Source organism: Bacillus sp. 1780r2a1 (assembly GCA_024134725.1).
Taxonomy (GTDB): domain Bacteria; phylum Bacillota; class Bacilli; order Bacillales; family Bacillaceae_H; genus Priestia; species Priestia aryabhattai_A.
Genome location: CP099863.1, coordinates 3,648,448 through 3,665,329, shown reverse-complemented (window position 1 = coordinate 3,665,329; position 16,882 = coordinate 3,648,448). Strand labels below are relative to the sequence as shown.

At 38.0% G+C, this 16,882-nt stretch carries 18 protein-coding genes and 2 other annotated features; of the genes, 15 read left to right on the top strand and 3 right to left on the bottom strand.

Features of this window, described 5'->3' with window-relative positions; translation table 11 throughout:
* The 8 genes from NIZ91_18480 to NIZ91_18445 all read left to right on the top strand — a co-directional run bounded on the left by NIZ91_18480 (nucleotide 1) and on the right by NIZ91_18445 (nucleotide 7,481).
* On the top strand, nucleotides 1–1,428 hold the full coding sequence (locus tag NIZ91_18480; GenBank protein ID USY57228.1) for a replication initiation and membrane attachment family protein: 1,428 nt from the start codon (nucleotides 1–3) through the stop codon (nucleotides 1,426–1,428).
* 24 nt (nucleotides 1,429–1,452) lie between these two features.
* Nucleotides 1,453–2,385 carry a primosomal protein DnaI gene (gene dnaI, locus NIZ91_18475; GenBank protein USY54692.1) on the top strand — a complete coding sequence of 311 codons (933 nt, stop codon included), beginning with the start codon at nucleotides 1,453–1,455 and terminating at the stop codon, nucleotides 2,383–2,385.
* A gap of 95 nt (nucleotides 2,386–2,480) precedes the next feature.
* Nucleotides 2,481–3,344 carry a putative sporulation protein YtxC gene (locus NIZ91_18470; protein ID USY54691.1) on the top strand — a complete coding sequence of 288 codons (864 nt, stop codon included), beginning with the start codon at nucleotides 2,481–2,483 and terminating at the stop codon, nucleotides 3,342–3,344.
* A 387-nt stretch (nucleotides 3,345–3,731) separates the two neighbouring features.
* Entirely contained in the window at nucleotides 3,732–5,669 is a 1,938-nt protein-coding gene (gene thrS / locus NIZ91_18465) for a threonine--tRNA ligase (GenBank protein USY54690.1), read from the top strand.
* 173 nt (nucleotides 5,670–5,842) lie between these two features.
* Nucleotides 5,843–5,968, top strand: a sequence feature (ribosomal protein L20 leader region).
* 67 nt (nucleotides 5,969–6,035) lie between these two features.
* A complete protein-coding gene (infC, locus tag NIZ91_18460) occupies nucleotides 6,036–6,539 on the top strand; it encodes a translation initiation factor IF-3 (GenBank protein ID USY54689.1) in 504 nt (167 codons plus the stop codon).
* A gap of 21 nt (nucleotides 6,540–6,560) precedes the next feature.
* Complete coding sequence (gene rpmI, locus NIZ91_18455; protein ID USY54688.1) at nucleotides 6,561–6,761, top strand: 50S ribosomal protein L35; 201 nt, start codon at nucleotides 6,561–6,563, stop codon at nucleotides 6,759–6,761.
* A 38-nt stretch (nucleotides 6,762–6,799) separates the two neighbouring features.
* Nucleotides 6,800–7,159 carry a 50S ribosomal protein L20 gene (gene rplT, locus NIZ91_18450; protein USY54687.1) on the top strand — a complete coding sequence of 120 codons (360 nt, stop codon included), beginning with the start codon at nucleotides 6,800–6,802 and terminating at the stop codon, nucleotides 7,157–7,159.
* Between the two features lie 67 nt (nucleotides 7,160–7,226).
* Complete coding sequence (locus NIZ91_18445; protein ID USY54686.1) at nucleotides 7,227–7,481, top strand: DUF1294 domain-containing protein; 255 nt, start codon at nucleotides 7,227–7,229, stop codon at nucleotides 7,479–7,481.
* 286 nt (nucleotides 7,482–7,767) lie between these two features.
* Here the strand turns inward: NIZ91_18445 and NIZ91_18440 are convergent, their stop codons facing one another.
* Nucleotides 7,768–8,151: a hypothetical protein gene (locus tag NIZ91_18440; protein ID USY54685.1), complete on the bottom strand. Its 384-nt coding sequence runs from the start codon at nucleotides 8,149–8,151 to the stop codon at nucleotides 7,768–7,770.
* A 116-nt stretch (nucleotides 8,152–8,267) separates the two neighbouring features.
* Here NIZ91_18440 and NIZ91_18435 point away from each other — a divergent pair, with 116 nt between their 5' ends.
* Complete coding sequence (locus NIZ91_18435; GenBank protein ID USY54684.1) at nucleotides 8,268–8,756, top strand: dUTP diphosphatase; 489 nt, start codon at nucleotides 8,268–8,270, stop codon at nucleotides 8,754–8,756.
* Between the two features lie 71 nt (nucleotides 8,757–8,827).
* Nucleotides 8,828–9,913: a M42 family metallopeptidase gene (locus NIZ91_18430; GenBank protein USY54683.1), complete on the top strand. Its 1,086-nt coding sequence runs from the start codon at nucleotides 8,828–8,830 to the stop codon at nucleotides 9,911–9,913.
* A 38-nt stretch (nucleotides 9,914–9,951) separates the two neighbouring features.
* Here NIZ91_18430 and sspI read toward each other — a convergent pair whose 3' ends face one another.
* Nucleotides 9,952–10,158, bottom strand: coding sequence for a small acid-soluble spore protein SspI (sspI, locus tag NIZ91_18425; protein ID USY54682.1), 207 nt, complete (start codon nucleotides 10,156–10,158; stop codon nucleotides 9,952–9,954).
* 104 nt (nucleotides 10,159–10,262) lie between these two features.
* Between sspI and NIZ91_18420 the strand changes: the two genes are divergently transcribed.
* The 3 genes from NIZ91_18420 (at nucleotide 10,263) to pheT (ending at nucleotide 14,811) form a co-directional block, all read left to right on the top strand.
* Complete coding sequence (locus NIZ91_18420) at nucleotides 10,263–11,021, top strand: RNA methyltransferase (protein ID USY54681.1); 759 nt, start codon at nucleotides 10,263–10,265, stop codon at nucleotides 11,019–11,021.
* Nucleotides 11,022–11,069: 48 nt separating this feature from the next.
* Nucleotides 11,070–11,298 (top strand) — a binding site (T-box leader).
* Between the two features lie 53 nt (nucleotides 11,299–11,351).
* Nucleotides 11,352–12,386, top strand: a complete 1,035-nt coding sequence (gene pheS, locus NIZ91_18415; protein ID USY54680.1) for a phenylalanine--tRNA ligase subunit alpha — start codon at nucleotides 11,352–11,354, stop codon at nucleotides 12,384–12,386.
* A 13-nt stretch (nucleotides 12,387–12,399) separates the two neighbouring features.
* The gene (gene pheT, locus NIZ91_18410; protein USY54679.1) at nucleotides 12,400–14,811 is read left to right on the top strand and encodes a phenylalanine--tRNA ligase subunit beta; all 2,412 of its coding nucleotides are present in this window, start codon (nucleotides 12,400–12,402) and stop codon (nucleotides 14,809–14,811) included.
* Between the two features lie 29 nt (nucleotides 14,812–14,840).
* On the opposite strand, the gene rnhC is transcribed toward pheT, so the two are convergent.
* Complete coding sequence (rnhC, locus tag NIZ91_18405; protein ID USY54678.1) at nucleotides 14,841–15,764, bottom strand: ribonuclease HIII; 924 nt, start codon at nucleotides 15,762–15,764, stop codon at nucleotides 14,841–14,843.
* Nucleotides 15,765–15,922: 158 nt separating this feature from the next.
* Here rnhC and zapA point away from each other — a divergent pair, with 158 nt between their 5' ends.
* Together zapA and NIZ91_18395 are read left to right on the top strand one after the other, a co-directional pair.
* Nucleotides 15,923–16,183, top strand: coding sequence for a cell division protein ZapA (gene zapA / locus NIZ91_18400; protein ID USY54677.1), 261 nt, complete (start codon nucleotides 15,923–15,925; stop codon nucleotides 16,181–16,183).
* Between the two features lie 8 nt (nucleotides 16,184–16,191).
* On the top strand, nucleotides 16,192–16,734 hold the full coding sequence (locus NIZ91_18395; protein USY54676.1) for a CvpA family protein: 543 nt from the start codon (nucleotides 16,192–16,194) through the stop codon (nucleotides 16,732–16,734).
* Nucleotides 16,735–16,882: the final 148 nt, after the last annotated feature.

The following is a 16,882-nucleotide window of genomic DNA, read 5'->3' as shown; positions in this document are numbered from 1 at the left end:
ATGAATGAGCAACATTGGAAAGAAATTATTCCAGTTGACCGTTATGTTGTGAGAACGAGCGGCGTTATTCAAGAATATGATCGAAAAGTGTTAACAACTCTCTATCAACCGTTAATTGGAACCGTGTGCTATGGCTTATATATGACGTTATGGAGTGAACTAGAGCAAGGGCGCTTGTGGGGAGCAGAAGTAACGCATCATCATCTAATGGCCGTTATGCAAATGAACTTAAAATCCATTTATCAAGAGCGATTAAAGCTTGAGGGAATTGGCTTATTAAAAACCTATATGAAAGAAGATGACGGGGGAAGAGTTTATATTTATGAGTTAATTCCTCCATTAACACCACAACAGTTCTTTGATGATGGTGTTTTAAATGTCTACTTATACAATCGATTAGGGAAAAATGTATTTCAAAAAATTAGACGATACTTTATGGACCCAGCTGTTGACCAGATGGAATTTAAAGACGTTACTCGGTCATTTAACGATGTCTATAAGTCAGTACAAACGACAGAGCTCACGTCAAGTTTACAACGAGAGAATCAAGATGTCTTCATACCAAGTAAAGATTTAGACTATGTTGATAACTCCAAAAGAGCGAATATAACGATTAGGGATGCAGGGTTTGATTTTGATTTATTTCTGGCAGGTTTAACCGAGTCCATGATTTCTAAAAAAGCCATTACAATCAAAGTAAGGTCAGCAATTGAAAAGCTGGCGTTTTTATATCAAATCGATGCTTTGCAAATGAAGAATGTTGTCTTGGACGCGCTTAATGAAAATGATCAAGTAGATATTGAAATGCTTCGAAAAGCTGCTAGAAACCATTATCAGTTTGAAAATGGTGAAGCACTGCCTAACTTAAGTGAACAAGTTCAGCCGCCGTTATTACGAACAATGGAACATAAAGAGCCTATTTCTCAAGAGGAGAAGTTAATTAAGCAGTTAGAAGTGACGTCGCCAAAGCAGCTACTGACAGACTTGTCCGGTGGAGCAACGCCTTCTAAAGCAGATTTACAAATGGTTGAAGACGTTATGTTTCATCAAAATCTTTCTCCTGGTGTTGCTAACGTACTTATTTATTATGTCATGCTAAGAACAGATATGAAGTTATCGAAAGCATATGTGGATAAAATTGCGGGGCACTGGGCTCGTAAAAAGGTAAAAACAGTGGAAGAAGCGATGATTATTGCGAAGAATGAGCATAAGGAATACCAAAATTGGGCTGAGTCTAAGCAAGCAACGACGAAGAAAAAACGAACGGTTCGTAAAGAGCTGGTCCCAGACTGGTTGAAAGAAGAGTCGGAAGAGGAAAAGAAACCTCAAAGCCAAAAAGAAGATTTAGATTTTGAAGAAGAAAAGCGGAAACTTGAAGAAGAATTAAAGCAGCTTGATTTGGACTTAAAGAAGAATCGTGAGGATTAATGAATGGAAAGGAGAGGTAATGGGATGAAGTCAATCAATGATTCACTAAACAAATTAGCGAATAATCAAGGTTTTAAGGAACGATTTGAAACGTTAAAATCAGAAGTACTTTCTGATCGTAATGTCCAAGATTTTTTAAGGAAGAATCGGGATCAATTGGATGAAGGTATTGTAGAACGTGGTCTTATTAAGATGCATGAGTTTAAAGGGCAGAGCAAAGAGTGTCAAGACTGTCCATCTTTACAAAGCTGCGTTAATATGATTAAAGGCTATCATCCAAAGCTTTCCATTGATGGTAAGAATATTGATGTAACTTATGAGCGCTGTCCTAGAAAAGTAACTGAAGATGAACGCAAAGAGCAAGAGTCATTTATTCAGTGTCTTTATGTACCGAAAGATATTTTGAGCGCTTCCATGTCAGAGATTGAAATTGAGCAAGGCCGGCTTGAAGCTATTAAGTTAGTGCGAGATTTTGTCAGGGAGTATGAACCTAATAAAAAGATGAAAGCTCTTTATCTACATGGGTCTTTCGGTGTTGGGAAAACCTACTTTTTAGGTGCGATTGCTAATGCCTTAGCTGAAAAGAAAGTGAAATCAACCATTGTATATGTTCCTGAGTTCTTGCGAGAGCTTAAAGGATCTTTTCAAGATAAAACTTTTAACGAGAAGATAGAATACGTTAAAAAAGTGCCCGTCTTAATGTTAGATGACTTGGGCGCAGAATCTGTAACGAGCTGGATGCGAGACGATGTGCTGGGCACTATCCTTCAATTCCGAATGCTGGAAAATCTACCGACTTTTTTTACGTCAAATCTAAATTTTCAGCAGATGAAGCACCATTTAACGTATACACAAAAAGGTGAAGAGGAAGAGTTGAAAGCCGCGCGGATTATGGAACGAATCAAGACGTTAGCCACTCCTGTAAAGGTGGAAGGTGAAAATAAACGTAATAAATGAGCAGTTCTTTTACATTTCATGTAAGGACTTGCTCATTTTTTTTCATGTTGCCCCATATATATAAATAAAGCGTGTCCAAAAGGGGGCTAACATTAGTGAGAATTTTCTTTAAGTATGAGAAAGAAGCAATTGGTATTTACAGGTCTCTATGCGCGAAACGAAGCGCTTTATCATATGCTCCGCAATGCTTTAAACTTGTGAACAGTCAGCTTCTAGTAATTGACGTGACATATAATCGAGACGAAATTGTACACGATATGCTAATCCCAGTATTGACAGATTTTATATTAGGGCAGAAAGAAGAGTCCATTTTAAGTGAGATTTTGACACAGAAATTTTTTTATACAGATTCACAAGAGCTACAGCTTATTATAGACATGGTCTATCATATTGTAGAGGGTGAGAAAGAGGATGTACCAAAACAGGATTTTTCAATGCCGAAAGAGCTATTAATTAGAGAAGCGCTGCAAGATTTCTTAGTGAACAACGTTACGTTTACATTTGAGTCCTTTCTCCAGTTTCGATTAAAGAATTATCGATCTCGCTTACAATACTATGTAGAAATCGCTATTGATGAATATAAACTAGAATATGAATATCAAATGTTTGTTGAACAGCTCAGACAAGTTATTTTAACGGAAGAGGCAAACTGCGAAGCAATACATGTTGTGTATTCACAAGAAAGTGAATTTCAACTCTATGATGAAAATTTTACATTGTTAACAGCAAATCAGCGTCAACATTTAGCTGAGGAATTTATGAAAAAGAATGAGTCGTTATACATAGATCCATCCGTTATAGCGCCTCTCATTACGCTATCTCCAGAGCATATTTATATTTATAGTGATCGTGAGCATACACATGATTTCATTTATACCATTCAAAACCTTTTCCAAGAGCGAGTAATCATATGTACAAAACAAGAAGCCACATTTTTAAAAAAAGAGAATCTGACTTGAGAGGTTGATTTCTATTTTAAAAATGAATATAATAGGCTCATATTGTAAAAATATTAATTAGCGATAAGTAATGATGAGGACATGAGTTTATATTTACGGTTTATTAGAGAGGGAATCCATGGCTGAAAGATTCTTAACACGATTTATATCCTTACCACCTCTAAACTTCAGTAGTAAACAAGTATTTTACTTTAGTAATTACTGACGGAATTTCCGTTATCAAGCCTCGAGCTGTCTTTTATTGTGCTTTATTAAGCAGAAAGACAGAAACAAGGGTGGTACCACGTGTATACACAACTCGTCCCTTACTAAGGGACGAGTTTTTTTATTTGCATAAATAACCAGTTTATGCAGGATTATACTGAGATAAATAAGGAGTTGAATCACATGTCAGAAGTTATTTCAATGACATTTCCAGATGGTGCAGTAAAAGAATATCCTAAAGGTACAACGACAGAACAAATTGCGTCATCGATTAGCCCAGGGCTAAAGAAAAAATCAATTGCAGGTAAGGTAAACGGTGAGCTTTTAGATTTACGTACACCAATTTACGCAGACGGTCAGCTTGAAATCATCACGCAAGATTCAAGTGAAGCACTTGAAATTATGCGTCACAGTACGGCTCACTTAATGGCTCAAGCGATTAAGCGTGTTTTTAAAGATCAAAAGGTTCAGCTTGGCGTAGGACCAGTTATCGAGAGTGGATTTTATTATGACATTGATATGGAGCAATCCATTACGCCTGACAATCTAATTGAAATTGAAAAAGAAATGAAGAAGATTGTGAATGCAAATATTGATATTGAGCGTCGCGAAGTATCTCGTGAAGAAGCAATTGAGCTATATAAAGAAGTTGGAGATGAATTAAAGTTAGAGCTTATCGATGCAATTCCAGCAGGTGAGACTGTAACAATTTATCAACAAGGCGAGTTCTTTGATCTTTGTCGCGGTGTTCATGTTCCATCAACCGGCAAAATTAAAGAATTTAAGCTATTGAATATTGCTGGTGCTTACTGGCGTGGAGATAGCAACAATCAAATGTTGCAGCGTATCTACGGTACAGCATTCTTCAAAAAAGCGGACTTAGATGAGCACTTACGCTTATTAGAGGAAGCGAAGGAGCGTGATCACCGTAAAATTGGTAAAGAGCTTAATTTATTCACAAACTCACAAAAAGTTGGACAAGGTCTTCCATTATGGTTACCAAAAGGGGCAACAATTCGTCGCGTTATCGAACGCTATATTGTGGATAAAGAAGTTGCACTAGGTTATCAACACGTGTACACACCAGTCCTAGGTAGCGTAGAGCTATATAAAACATCTGGTCACTGGGATCATTATCAAGACGGCATGTTCCCAGCAATGGAAATGGATAATGAAGATTTAGTTCTTCGTCCAATGAACTGTCCGCACCATATGATGGTATATAAAAATGATATTCATAGCTACCGTGAATTACCGATTCGTATCGCAGAGCTAGGTACGATGCACCGTTATGAAATGTCCGGTGCACTTGCTGGTCTTCAGCGTGTTCGTGGTATGACGCTAAATGACGCGCACATTTTTGTTCGTCCAGATCAAATTAAAGAGGAGCTAATTCGTGTTGTTCGTTTAGTAGAAGCTGTATATAAGGATTTTGGCTTTGAAAACTATTCGTTCCGCTTATCATATCGCGATCCAGAAGATACAGAAAAGTACTTTGATGATGATGCAATGTGGGAAAAAGCACAAACGATGTTAAAGGACGCAATGGATGAGCTTGGTTTAGATTACTATGAAGCAGAAGGAGAAGCGGCATTCTATGGTCCAAAGCTTGACGTTCAAGTTAAAACGGCTCTTGGAAAAGAAGAAACTCTTTCAACAGTACAGCTAGATTTCTTATTACCAGAACGCTTTGATTTAACATATATTGGAGAAGATGGGAAGCAACATCGTCCAGTTGTTATTCACCGCGGTGTTGTGTCAACAATGGAACGCTTTGTAGCCTTTTTAATTGAAGAATACAAAGGGGCGTTCCCAACATGGTTAGCACCTGTTCAAGTTCAGGTGATTCCAGTATCTCCAACAGTTCACTTAGACTATGCAAAAGAAGTTCAAGAGAAACTTCAGTTAGCAGGGGTGCGCGTGGAACTAGATTCACGTGAAGAAAAAATTGGTTATAAAATTCGTGAAGCTCAAATGCAAAAAATCCCTTACATGCTAGTAGTGGGAGATAAAGAAGTAGAAGAAAAAGCAGTCAATGTGCGTAAATACGGCGAGCAAAATTCAGAAACTGTTGATTTTGAACAGTTCTTAGCAGGGCTAAAAGTAGAAATTACTCGCTAATAAAAAAGTGGAGAGGGGACCCTCTCCACTTTCCTTTTTTAAAAAAAGCAAAAAAAATGTTGCATAAATGTTTTTCCTTTGGTAAAATAATTTTTGTTGTTAAATAAAGAACGAAATCATTGACTTTTGTCTTTGTTGATACTATAATAGCTTAAGTAATTGAATACTTGTTTGTGCAGAAGAAGAAGCACCCGCTTCTCACCTGATTGACGCCTATAGAGCAGTTAGCAGGTTGACATCGTATTTACTTTTAACGATAGTAGTGTGGGTGCATTGTGTACTCACGCTTTTTTGTGTGTATACTCAACATCTACACAAGCGTATTCATTCATTAAACCTTGGAGGTGGCTACTTATTAGCAAGGACATGATGGTAAACGAGGGCATTCGAGCTCGCGAAGTTCGTCTAATTGATCAAAACGGTGAGCAATTAGGAATTAAATCAAAAAATGAAGCACTTGATATTGCTGCACGAGCAAATCTTGACTTAGTAATGGTTGCTGCAAACGCGAAACCACCTGTATGTCGTATTATGGACTACGGTAAGTTCCGCTACGAGCAACAGCGTAAAGAAAGAGAAGCTCGTAAAAACCAAAAGGTTGTTAACTTAAAAGAAGTTCGTTTAAGCCCAACAATCGATGAGCATGATTTTAACACAAAACTTCGTAACGCACGTAAGTTCCTTGAAAAAGGTGATAAAGTAAAAGCGTCAATTCGTTTTAAGGGTCGTGCTATTACTCATAAAGGAATTGGACAAAAAGTACTTGATCGTTTTTCAGAGGCTTGCGCTGATATTAGTTCAGTTGAATCAGCTCCAAAAATGGAAGGACGCAGCATGTTCTTAGTGCTTGCACCTAAAAACGAAAAGTAATAGAACGAGGAGGAACACCCCATGCCAAAAATGAAAACACATCGTGGCGCTGCAAAGCGTTTCAAAAAAACTGGAAGCGGTAAGTTAAAGCGTGCTCGTGCTTACACTAGTCACTTATTCGCTAACAAATCTACTAAACAAAAACGTAAATTACGTAAAGGTTCTTTAGTAAGCAAAGGTGACTTCAAACGTATTCGTCACTTATTAGATAACATTAAGTAATTTGGGTTGAGATAGAAACATAACAGGAGGTAACAATTATGCCACGCGTAAAAGGCGGTACAGTAACACGCAAACGTCGTAAAAAAGTTTTAAAATTAGCCAAAGGTTTCTTCGGTTCAAAGCATAGATTATACAAAGTTGCTAATCAGCAAGTAATGAAATCATACATGTATGCTTATCGTGACCGTCGTCAGAAAAAACGTGATTTCCGTAAATTATGGATCACACGTATCAATGCAGCAGCTCGTATGAACGGTCTTTCTTACAGCCGTTTAATGCACGGATTAAAATTAGCAGGTATTGAAGTTAACCGTAAAATGCTTGCTGACTTAGCTGTAGCTGACGAAAAAGCATTTGCTGAATTAGCAGCAGCTGCTAAAAAAGGTTTAGAAAAGTAATTTTCTACTGAAAAGTCTTGTTACCACGAGGTAGCAAGGCTTTTTTTGTTTATTGGAGGGATTATTTTTGTTTTTGATAATATACGCAGTGTTTATTAATCTTGTTGGCTTATACGTAATGAATACAGACAAAAAGAGAGCTAAGCGAAATGAATGGAGAATTAAAGAGCAGACTATTTGGACTATTGCTATTATAGGAGGAGCTCTAGGGGCAACGATTGGCATGAATCTCTATCGTCATAAAACAAAGCATGCAAGCTTTCGTTTGGGTCTCCCTTCTTTAGTAATCATTCATGTGGCTTTATTGCTAATCTATATGTAAATAATGTGAAGAACGAAGTGGGGCAGACAATGAAGGCGTGAAAATTTATGAAGTAGAAGCTGATTATCAACGAATAGTAATGAAAGACTTAATGTTTCCAGAAATAGTTTTCAAACTAGATGAGTAGTGAGCAGGGCGAGATCCCCCAGTTTACGAGGAGGCTCGGTACTTACCCTGCGGAAAGGGAGAAATTTGTAATGGAAGTTAGGCCAAGCAAAGAGGCTTTTTTCAACTAGAAGTAAGCACATTGTTTTTCAAATGTTCTCTCACTAAAAAAGCCCAAAAGCTACTGCTTTTGTGGCTCTTTCTTTAAAAACTCTCGTACAGGACTTTTCCAGGTAATAATAGCTTTTGGATATAAAGTTGATACCTTAGTGGACACTGATCTTATATCTTCATGAGTTAAATCATTGAGCTGGTCAGGATTTTTTAATAACATAGTAATAGAAAAAACTTGTTCATTTATATATTTTTCACCTTCAAACAAAATACCTTTATACGTTAGTTCTAAGTTTTTACGAATATTTTCTGCTTCATCAATTACATAAAACTCATTTTGCTCTTTGGCTTGCATTAATTTTCGCTTTGGATTTCGAACATATCGTATAATAAAAAGCACAAAATAGACTAATAAAGCAATTACTAATAGTCGCATTAAGAGCACAATCAAAGCAATATCGCCTCCTTGCCAGGGGTTGTTTCCTAACAGTACGTATAAAAGGGGAAAAGGTTTCATTTATTTTTAGTTTTATATTAATATTTATTTTATTTTAGGAGAGATTAGATATGAACTTAAAGTCTTTATTTAACATGCAGCGTCAGCTAGACCAACATATTGAAACAAATCATAATCTTCAAAACGAGGATTTGGTTTCACGCAAGCTTCTTGCTTTATTAGTAGAATTAGGTGAGCTGGCTAATGAAACGCGTTGTTTTAAGTTTTGGAGCCTAAAACCGTCAGCAGATAAAAAGATTATTTTAGAAGAGTTCGTAGACGGCGTTCATTTCTTGTTATCTTTAGGGATTGAATGGGGGTTTGATTCAATTGAAGAGCTTCCGGTTAATGCGGACAAAGAAACTGCAACAGAACAATTCTTACACGTGTTCTCTTTGCTCACACAATTAAAAGCAACCGTAAGCCTAGAACAGTACATAGAAGCGTTCTCTTCATATATGGGACTTGGAGAAGTTCTTGGCTTTGCAGCTGAAGAAGTGAAAACGGCTTATATTATGAAAAATGAAGTAAACTTTAAGCGTCAAGATGAAGGGTATTAAGAAGAAACCGTTTCCTCTGAAAATGCTTTCTTATATAATAAAAGATATACATATGAAAGGGGTATGAATAGATGAAAAAGTTAGATGAAACATTACAAATGTTAAAAGACTTAACTGATGCAAAAGGTATTCCTGGAAACGAACGTGAACCAAGAGAAGTGATGAAAAGATATATTGAATCTTACGCTGATAGCATTTCAACAGACGGACTTGGAAGCCTTATTGCCGAAAAAGTTGGAGATGAAAAAGGCCCTAAAATTATGGTTGCAGGTCATTTAGATGAAGTTGGCTTTATGGTTACTCAAATTGATGATAAAGGCTTCATTCGTTTTCAAACGGTAGGTGGCTGGTGGTCGCAAGTAATGCTAGCGCAGCGCGTCACAATTGTAACGCGTAAAGGTGATATTACAGGGGTTATTGGTTCTAAACCACCGCATATCCTACCAGCTGAAGTGCGTAAAAAGACCGTTGAGATTAAGGATATGTTTATTGATATCGGCGCATCTAGCCGTGAAGAAGCAATGGAGTGGGGCGTCAAGCCTGGAGATCAAATCGTTCCTTATTTTGAATTTACCGTTATGAATAACGAAAAAATGCTGTTAGCAAAAGCATGGGATAATCGTATCGGCTGTGCTATTGCTATTGATGTGCTCAAAAATTTAAAGGGGCAAGAGCATCCAAACGTTGTATACGGTGTTGGAACAGCTCAAGAAGAAGTGGGCTTACGCGGTGCAAAAACATCAGCTAATCTTATTCAACCTGATATTGCATTTGGGGTAGATGTAGGTATTGCTGGTGATACGCCTGGGGTGTCAGAGAAAGAAGCAGCGTCAAAAATGGGTGAAGGTCCGCAAATCATTTTATATGATGCATCGATGGTTTCTCATAAAGGTCTACGTGACTTTGTAACAGACGTAGCTGATGAAATGAACATTCCATACCAATTTGATGCGATATCAGGCGGTGGTACTGATTCAGGCGCTATTCATATTTCAGCTAACGGAGTACCTGCACTATCTATTACAATTGCTACTCGCTATATTCATTCACACGCTGCAATGTTACATCGCGACGATTATGAAAATGCTGTGAAGTTAATTACAGAAGTGATTAAAAAACTTGATCGTGAAACGGTTAATAAAATTACGTTTGAATAAAACAAAAGGTGCACTCAGTTTGAGTGCACCTTTTATACTTACTTTAAGCTATTTTCAAGGGTTGTTAAAATTTCTTCTTTTTCACTTTTAGGTGAGTTTTCCCATAGTACTTCGAAAAGCACCCCTAGACCCGGAAGCATTTTTTCTTCACCGCTTTTAATAGCATCCATAATCGTTGCTTCAAGCTCTTCTTGAGAATTACCTGAAACATTTGATATAATAGCATTTCGTAAATTAAGATCCATCGTGATCACCTCAACTATAGATAGTAAAATCAAAAATAGTTTGTGTATGTCACATTCAATTTATGTATCGTAACTGAAATTGATAAATAGAGGAGTTATGTTTGGTGAAGCGCATTGATTCCGTGAAGAACCCACAGGTTAAACTATGGAAAAAATTACACACAAAAAAAGAACGTGATAATCAAGGATTGTTTTTGGTGGAAGGTTTTCATCTTGTGGAAGAAGCCTTGAACCAAAGAGAAATGATTAAGCATCTCATTGTTGCTGATAACGTTGATATTCCATCGCATTGGAATGTTGATACGATTGAGATTATTGTGGTGACGTCTGCTGTTATTAAAGCAATTGCTGATACGGAAACCCCCCAGGGAATTGCCGCAGTATGTTACCAGAACCAGTCATCATCAGTTATACAGACAGCGCGTCGATTAGTACTGTTAGATGCCGTCCAAGATCCAGGTAATGTAGGAACTATTATTCGGACAGCCGAAGCGGCTGGAATCGATGCGGTCATTATTGGAGAAGGCTGTGTAGATGTTTATAATAGTAAAGTCATCCGTTCGACTCAAGGTGCAATTTTCAACTTGCCTGTTATTAAGAAAGATTTAATTAGTGCGATTAAAGAGATAAAGGAACTTGGAATTAACGTGTATGGTACATCCTTACAAAATGCTTCGGTGTATACAGAAGTTGAAAAGCCAGAAGCTTTTGCTCTGATTGTTGGTAACGAAGGGAACGGTGTAAGCTCAACGGTGCTGAGTGAAACGGACCAGAACTTATATATACCGATCTTTGGAAAGAGTGAATCCTTAAATGTAGCAATTGCATCAGCAATTTTAATGTACTATTTACGTGGAATGTAGTTGCAACGGCTAGCCGTTTTCACTATAATAATACAATAGCTAAATATGCGAAAAGCAGTGATAGAGAGCAGTAGCTTATGTAACGTTATTCAGGGAGAAAATGCCGTGACTGAAAGCATTTTTATAAGCGTGATAAGTGAATTCACCTCTTGAGTTGACACTTGGACCATCATTTTTGATGTAAAGGTGTTCCGGATATTCCGTTAACGTTAATGAAGTGAACCATGCTTTTGTATGGTTAACAAGGGTGGTAACGCGATTAAACCTCGTCCCTTTTTGGGGAGAGGTTTTTTTATTTGCAATTTTTTAAAACAAAAGGAGGATTATTCAATGAAAGAGCGTTTACAAGAGCTGCAACAAGAAGCCATTGTTAAAGTTAATGACTCAAAAGATTTAAAAGCATTGAATGATGTACGTGTAGCTTATTTAGGAAAAAAAGGACCAATTACAGAAGTACTTCGCGGAATGGGGAAATTATCTGCTGAAGAGCGTCCTGTAATGGGGGCACTGGCAAATGAAGTACGTGAAGCAATTGCTTCAAAGATTGAAGAAAAGCAGGTAGCGCTAGAAGCAGAGGAAATTAACCGCAAGCTAGCTTCAGAAACAATTGATGTAACACTGCCTGGCCGACCAGTTAAAGTGGGTACGCATCATCCGTTAACAAGCGTAATTGAAGAGGTTGAAGATTTATTCCTAGGCATGGGCTATGAAGTAGCTGAAGGGCCTGAAGTAGAGCAAGATTACTACAACTTCGAAGCGTTAAATTTACCAAAAGGTCACCCTGCTCGTGATATGCAGGATACGTTCTACATTACCGAAGAAACGTTATTGCGTACTCATACATCAACTGTACAAGCGCGCGTAATGAATGGAAATGAAGAAAAAAGTCCAATTAAAATCATTTGTCCTGGTAAAGTATATCGTCGCGATGATGATGACGCTACGCATTCCCATCAATTTATGCAAATTGAAGGTTTAGTGGTAGATGAAAATATTCGCATGAGTGACTTAAAAGGAACACTTGAAGTGTTTGTGAAAAAAATGTTCGGGGCTGAGCGTGAAATTCGTCTGCGTCCAAGCTTTTTCCCATTTACTGAACCATCTGTTGAAGTAGATGTATCGTGTGCTAAATGTGGAGGGAAAGGCTGCAACGTTTGTAAGCAAACAGGGTGGATTGAAATTTTAGGTGCTGGTATGGTACACCCAAATGTACTTGAAATGGCCGGCTATGATTCGAAGAAATATCGCGGCTTTGCATTTGGAATCGGTGTAGAACGTATCGCTATGTTAAAGCACGGCGTTGATGATATTCGTCATTTCTATACAAATGATGCTCGTTTCTTAAATCAATTCAAACAAGTATAAAGGAGGGACTAACATGTTTGTATCATATCGTTGGTTGCAAGAATATGTAGATTTATCAGGAGTAAAAGCAGAAGAGCTTGCTGATAAAGTCACAAAAAGTGGAATTGAAGTTGAAGGTGTAGAAAAATTAAATAAAGGGATAAGTGGTGTTGTTATCGGTCATGTCGTAGAACGTGAACAACATCCAAACGCAGATAAGTTAAGCCGTTGTCAAGTTAACCTTGGGGATGAAACGGTTCAAATCATTTGTGGTGCTCCAAACGTAGCACAAGGTCAAAAGGTAGCCGTAGCTAAAGTGGGCGCCGTATTACCAGGTAATTTTAAAATTAAACGCGCTAAGCTTCGCGGTGAAGAATCAAACGGCATGATTTGTTCTCTTCAAGAGCTTGGAATTGAAAGCAAGCTTGTCGCAAAAGACTATCAAGAAGGAATCTTCGTATTCCCAAATGATGCTGAAGTTGGAGCAGATGCTTTAGAGGCATTGAACTTGTATGATGAAGTATTAGAGCTTGGATTAACGCCAAATCGCTCAGACTGTTTAAGTATGCTAGGCGTAGCTCATGAAGTAGCAGCAATCTTAAATCGCGAAGTGAAATATCCAAAGGTGGAGCTTCAAGAATCGGAAGAAAAAGCATCTGATTACATTTCAGTTGCAGTAGAAGCAAAAGAGGATAATCCGCTATACGTAGCACGTGTTGTAAAAAATGTTAAGATTGCGCCATCACCACTGTGGATGCAAACGCGCTTGATGGCAGCTGGCATTCGACCACATAATAACGTAGTTGATATTACAAACTACATTTTACTTGAATACGGCCAACCACTTCATGCGTTTGATTATGATCGTCTTGGCTCAAAAGAAGTTGTTGTTCGTCGTGCAAAAGAAGGTGAAGAAATTGTAACTCTTGATGATCAAAAACGCGTACTGAAAGGAAATCAGCTTGTTATTACAAATGGCAAAGATCCAATTGCCTTGGCTGGTGTAATGGGAGGCGCGAATTCTGAAGTGCAAGATGACACGGTCAATGTGTTAATTGAATCTGCTTACTTCCGCGGATTATCTGTGCGCCAGACTTCTAAAGAACACGGTTTGCGCAGTGAAGCAAGTGCACGTTTTGAAAAAGGAATCGACCCAAGCCGTACGCGCGTAGCAGCTGATCGTGCTGCTGAACTAATGGCTGCGTATGCTGGTGGGGAAATTATTTCAGGAACAGTTGAATTTGATGAAATGACAATTGAGCCTGCTGTAGTATCTGTAGCGCTTGAGCGTATTAACCACGTTCTTGGTACAGAATTAGAAATGGACGAAGTTCAAGAAATCATGAATCGCCTTCAGTTTGAAAGCAAAGTGGAAGAGGATACTATCATTGTAACCGTTCCAACGCGTCGCGGTGATATTACAATTGAAGAAGATATCGTGGAAGAAGTAGCTCGTATGTATGGATACGATCATCTGCCAACAACTCTTCCTGTGACTGTAGCAACGCCAGGTCGTTTATCAGATTATCAGCTAAAGCGTCGTAAAGTACGCCGTTTCTTAGAAGGGGCTGGGTTAGCTCAAACAACAACATATTCATTAACAAGTGCGGATAAAGCAACACAGTTTGCATTAAATACTGCATTAACAGTTCGCCTAGCAATGCCAATGAGTGAAGACCGTAGCGTTCTTCGTCAAAGCTTAGTACCACACTTACTTGAAGCTGTGAAACATAATAACGCCCGTCAAACGGATTCAATTGCGTTATATGAAACAGGTTCTGTGTTCTTAGGCACAGAAGAAGGTAAGCTACCAACAGAAGAAGAGAGAGTAGCGGGTGCAATTACAGGCTTATGGCATTCTCACAGCTGGCAAGGCGAAAAGAAAGCAGCTGATTTCTATGTGGTCAAAGGTGTTGTGGAAGGGTTATTATCAACATTAGGTCTTAATAATCAAGTTGGATATCAACCTACACACCAAGAGGGCATGCACCCTGGCCGTACAGCAGCAGTTGTATTAAACGGTCAAGAAGTTGGGTACGTTGGTCAGCTACACCCAGTCACACAAAAACAATATGGTCTTCGCGAAACATATGTATTTGAACTAAACCTAAAAGCAATCTTTGCAGCGAAAATAGAAGAAGTTCGCTATTCTGCAATTCCTCGCTTCCCATCAATTACAAGAGATATTGCTCTTGTTGTGGATACGGAAGTATTAGCAGGAGAACTTCAAAGAGCGATTTATGAAGCTGGTGGAGAACTATTGAAAGAAGTTGCAGTGTTTGACTTATATGATGGTGAAAGAATGGAAGAAGGCAAAAAATCTGTCGCTTTCTCTTTACGTTATCTAGATCCAGAGCGCACGCTTACGGATGAAGAAGTATCAGCAGCTCATGCTAATGTATTGAAAGTGGTCGAAGGACAGTTTAAAGCGAGTTTACGTTCATAAAAAATAAGGAAGCGCCCTTGGGCGCTTCCTTATTTTTTGACTAAAGCTAAAGCTTTTTCCGTATTTGCGAAGTGAGTTTTAGCAATGGAGTGTAAACCTTTGACTCCGTGCTTTTTAATAATGGAGGCAGCTGCGATATCCACCTGTTTGCCTGCGCCACGAGGAATGGTCATACCGACCGTTTCCGAAAGCTTATCCATCTGTTTTAAAAATGCATACCTTGCAATAATAGAAGCAGCAGCTACTGCCAAATGTACGCCTTCGCCTTTTGTACTAAAATATACGTTTTCATTAGCAATTGCTTTCTCGTTAGCAATGTGCTTGTAGTAAGTATTTTTTTCAACAAATTGATCAATTAAAATCGCGTCTGGCTTTTCAGGACTAAGCTTATTCAGCACATTTAAAATGACTTTATTATGAAGAAGTGCTTTCATTTTTCCTTGAGTCATCCCGCGTTCTTGGAAAGTATTGTACTTTTCATTATGTAGAACGAGCAAGCTGTATGGGATAATTTTTATTAATTGCTGAGCAAGTGAGATGATTTTTTGATCGGTTAAATCTTTTGAATCGCGAACGCCGAGCTCTTTTAACAATGGAATTTGTTCTTTTTTTACGTATGCAGCAACAACGGTCATTGGACCGAAGTAATCACCAGTACCTACCTCATCAGAACCAATTACTGACAGCTCACTAAAATTTGGAGGTAAAGTTGTATTGGCTTTAGAGACTTTCTTTTTTGTCGGCGCGGTTGTCTTGCCCCACTTCTCAGCTTCTATCTCTGCATCTTTTCCTTGAAAAAGGACTTTTCCAGATCTATAAGCAGTGATTGAGCAACTTCCTGTTTTTGCAGTAAATAATGCACCAGCAGGCACTTTAGCCTGTAAATGCGGGGTGTAAAATGCTTTCATTTTGAAGATGTCATCAGATGACAGTGTTAAAACAGCGTGTGACATATGTCTCCACCTTTCTTTGTCAATAAGCTGGTAAGTCAACTTATTTTACAAATAAACGTCTATTTTTTATAATAACGTAAATATTGATATGTTTCCATTGCAGTCTTCTTCATGATATGATATTGATTAGGATTTTTCGTGGAACGGAGGACTTTCTCGTGTCAGGACAAGATAAAACACGTGCGACAGTTGATATATATGGCCAACCCTATAAAATTGTTGGAACAGAAAGTACTAGTCATATTCGACTAGTGGCTTCTATCGTTGATGATAAAATGAGGGAGATTAGCAAAAAGAATCCGTATTTAGACATTAATAAACTAGCTGTTCTAACTGCGGTCAATATTGTAAATGAGTATGTAAAGCTCAAAGAAGAATATGAAATGTTAGAAAAAAAACTTCATCGGAAAGAGGAATGAGACTTCTAATGTTAGACATTATTTTAGTTATCCTGCTGCTGTTGGGATTTGTTACTGGATTAAAACGCGGGCTGATACTACAAATTGTTCATCTTGTGAGTTTTGCCGTAGCGTTTATTGTGGCCTATATTTTTAGCGCAGATTTAGCACCTCGACTACGTTTGTTAATTCCGTTTCCAAATATGCAACAGCAAAGCGTTGCTTCATTTGTACTAGATCCTGCGTTTCTTGAAGATGCGTTTTACCGCATGATTGCCTTTGCGATTTTGTTCTTTGTAACCCGTCTTGTTTTACGTATGGTTGGTTCTGTACTAACTGCTTTAACGGACCTTCCAATTTTACGTCAGTTGAATAGATGGGGAGGAGGAGCATTAGGATTTGTAGAGGTTTACGTTCTTGTATTCATTTTACTATATCTTGGAGCTGTTCTTCCTGTAAATGACGTACAAATGGCGATTCAGCAGTCGGCAATTGCTACAAATATTGTAGAAAATACACCTTATCTATCATCTGTTATTCAAGATTTGTGGACAGAATACGGTATGGTATAAGTAATTAATTTAAATAGACAGTGGAGAGGATTGCTCAGAAGTGGCATAATACTTTTGAAATCCTCTTTTTTTGTTTTACAATAATGAAGAAGGACTAAACGTAAATAAAGCTTTTTAGTGTCAAAATAGTAAAGATAAAGATAGACGG

What these genes read in the sequence shown, in the direction of transcription:
- NIZ91_18480 (USY57228.1), top strand. Translation starts at nt 1, where the DNA reads ATGAATGAGCAACATTGGAAAGAAATTATTCCAGTTGACCGTTATGTT.
- dnaI (USY54692.1), top strand. Translation starts at nt 1,453, where the DNA reads ATGAAGTCAATCAATGATTCACTAAACAAATTAGCGAATAATCAAGGT.
- thrS (USY54690.1), top strand. Translation starts at nt 3,732, where the DNA reads ATGTCAGAAGTTATTTCAATGACATTTCCAGATGGTGCAGTAAAAGAA.
- infC (USY54689.1), top strand. Translation starts at nt 6,036, where the DNA reads ATGATGGTAAACGAGGGCATTCGAGCTCGCGAAGTTCGTCTAATTGAT.
- rpmI (USY54688.1), top strand. Translation starts at nt 6,561, where the DNA reads ATGCCAAAAATGAAAACACATCGTGGCGCTGCAAAGCGTTTCAAAAAA.
- rplT (USY54687.1), top strand. Translation starts at nt 6,800, where the DNA reads ATGCCACGCGTAAAAGGCGGTACAGTAACACGCAAACGTCGTAAAAAA.
- NIZ91_18435 (USY54684.1), top strand. Translation starts at nt 8,268, where the DNA reads ATGAACTTAAAGTCTTTATTTAACATGCAGCGTCAGCTAGACCAACAT.
- NIZ91_18430 (USY54683.1), top strand. Translation starts at nt 8,828, where the DNA reads ATGAAAAAGTTAGATGAAACATTACAAATGTTAAAAGACTTAACTGAT.
- sspI (USY54682.1), bottom strand. Translation starts at nt 10,158, where the DNA reads ATGGATCTTAATTTACGAAATGCTATTATATCAAATGTTTCAGGTAAT.
- pheS (USY54680.1), top strand. Translation starts at nt 11,352, where the DNA reads ATGAAAGAGCGTTTACAAGAGCTGCAACAAGAAGCCATTGTTAAAGTT.
- pheT (USY54679.1), top strand. Translation starts at nt 12,400, where the DNA reads ATGTTTGTATCATATCGTTGGTTGCAAGAATATGTAGATTTATCAGGA.
- rnhC (USY54678.1), bottom strand. Translation starts at nt 15,764, where the DNA reads ATGTCACACGCTGTTTTAACACTGTCATCTGATGACATCTTCAAAATG.
- NIZ91_18395 (USY54676.1), top strand. Translation starts at nt 16,192, where the DNA reads ATGTTAGACATTATTTTAGTTATCCTGCTGCTGTTGGGATTTGTTACT.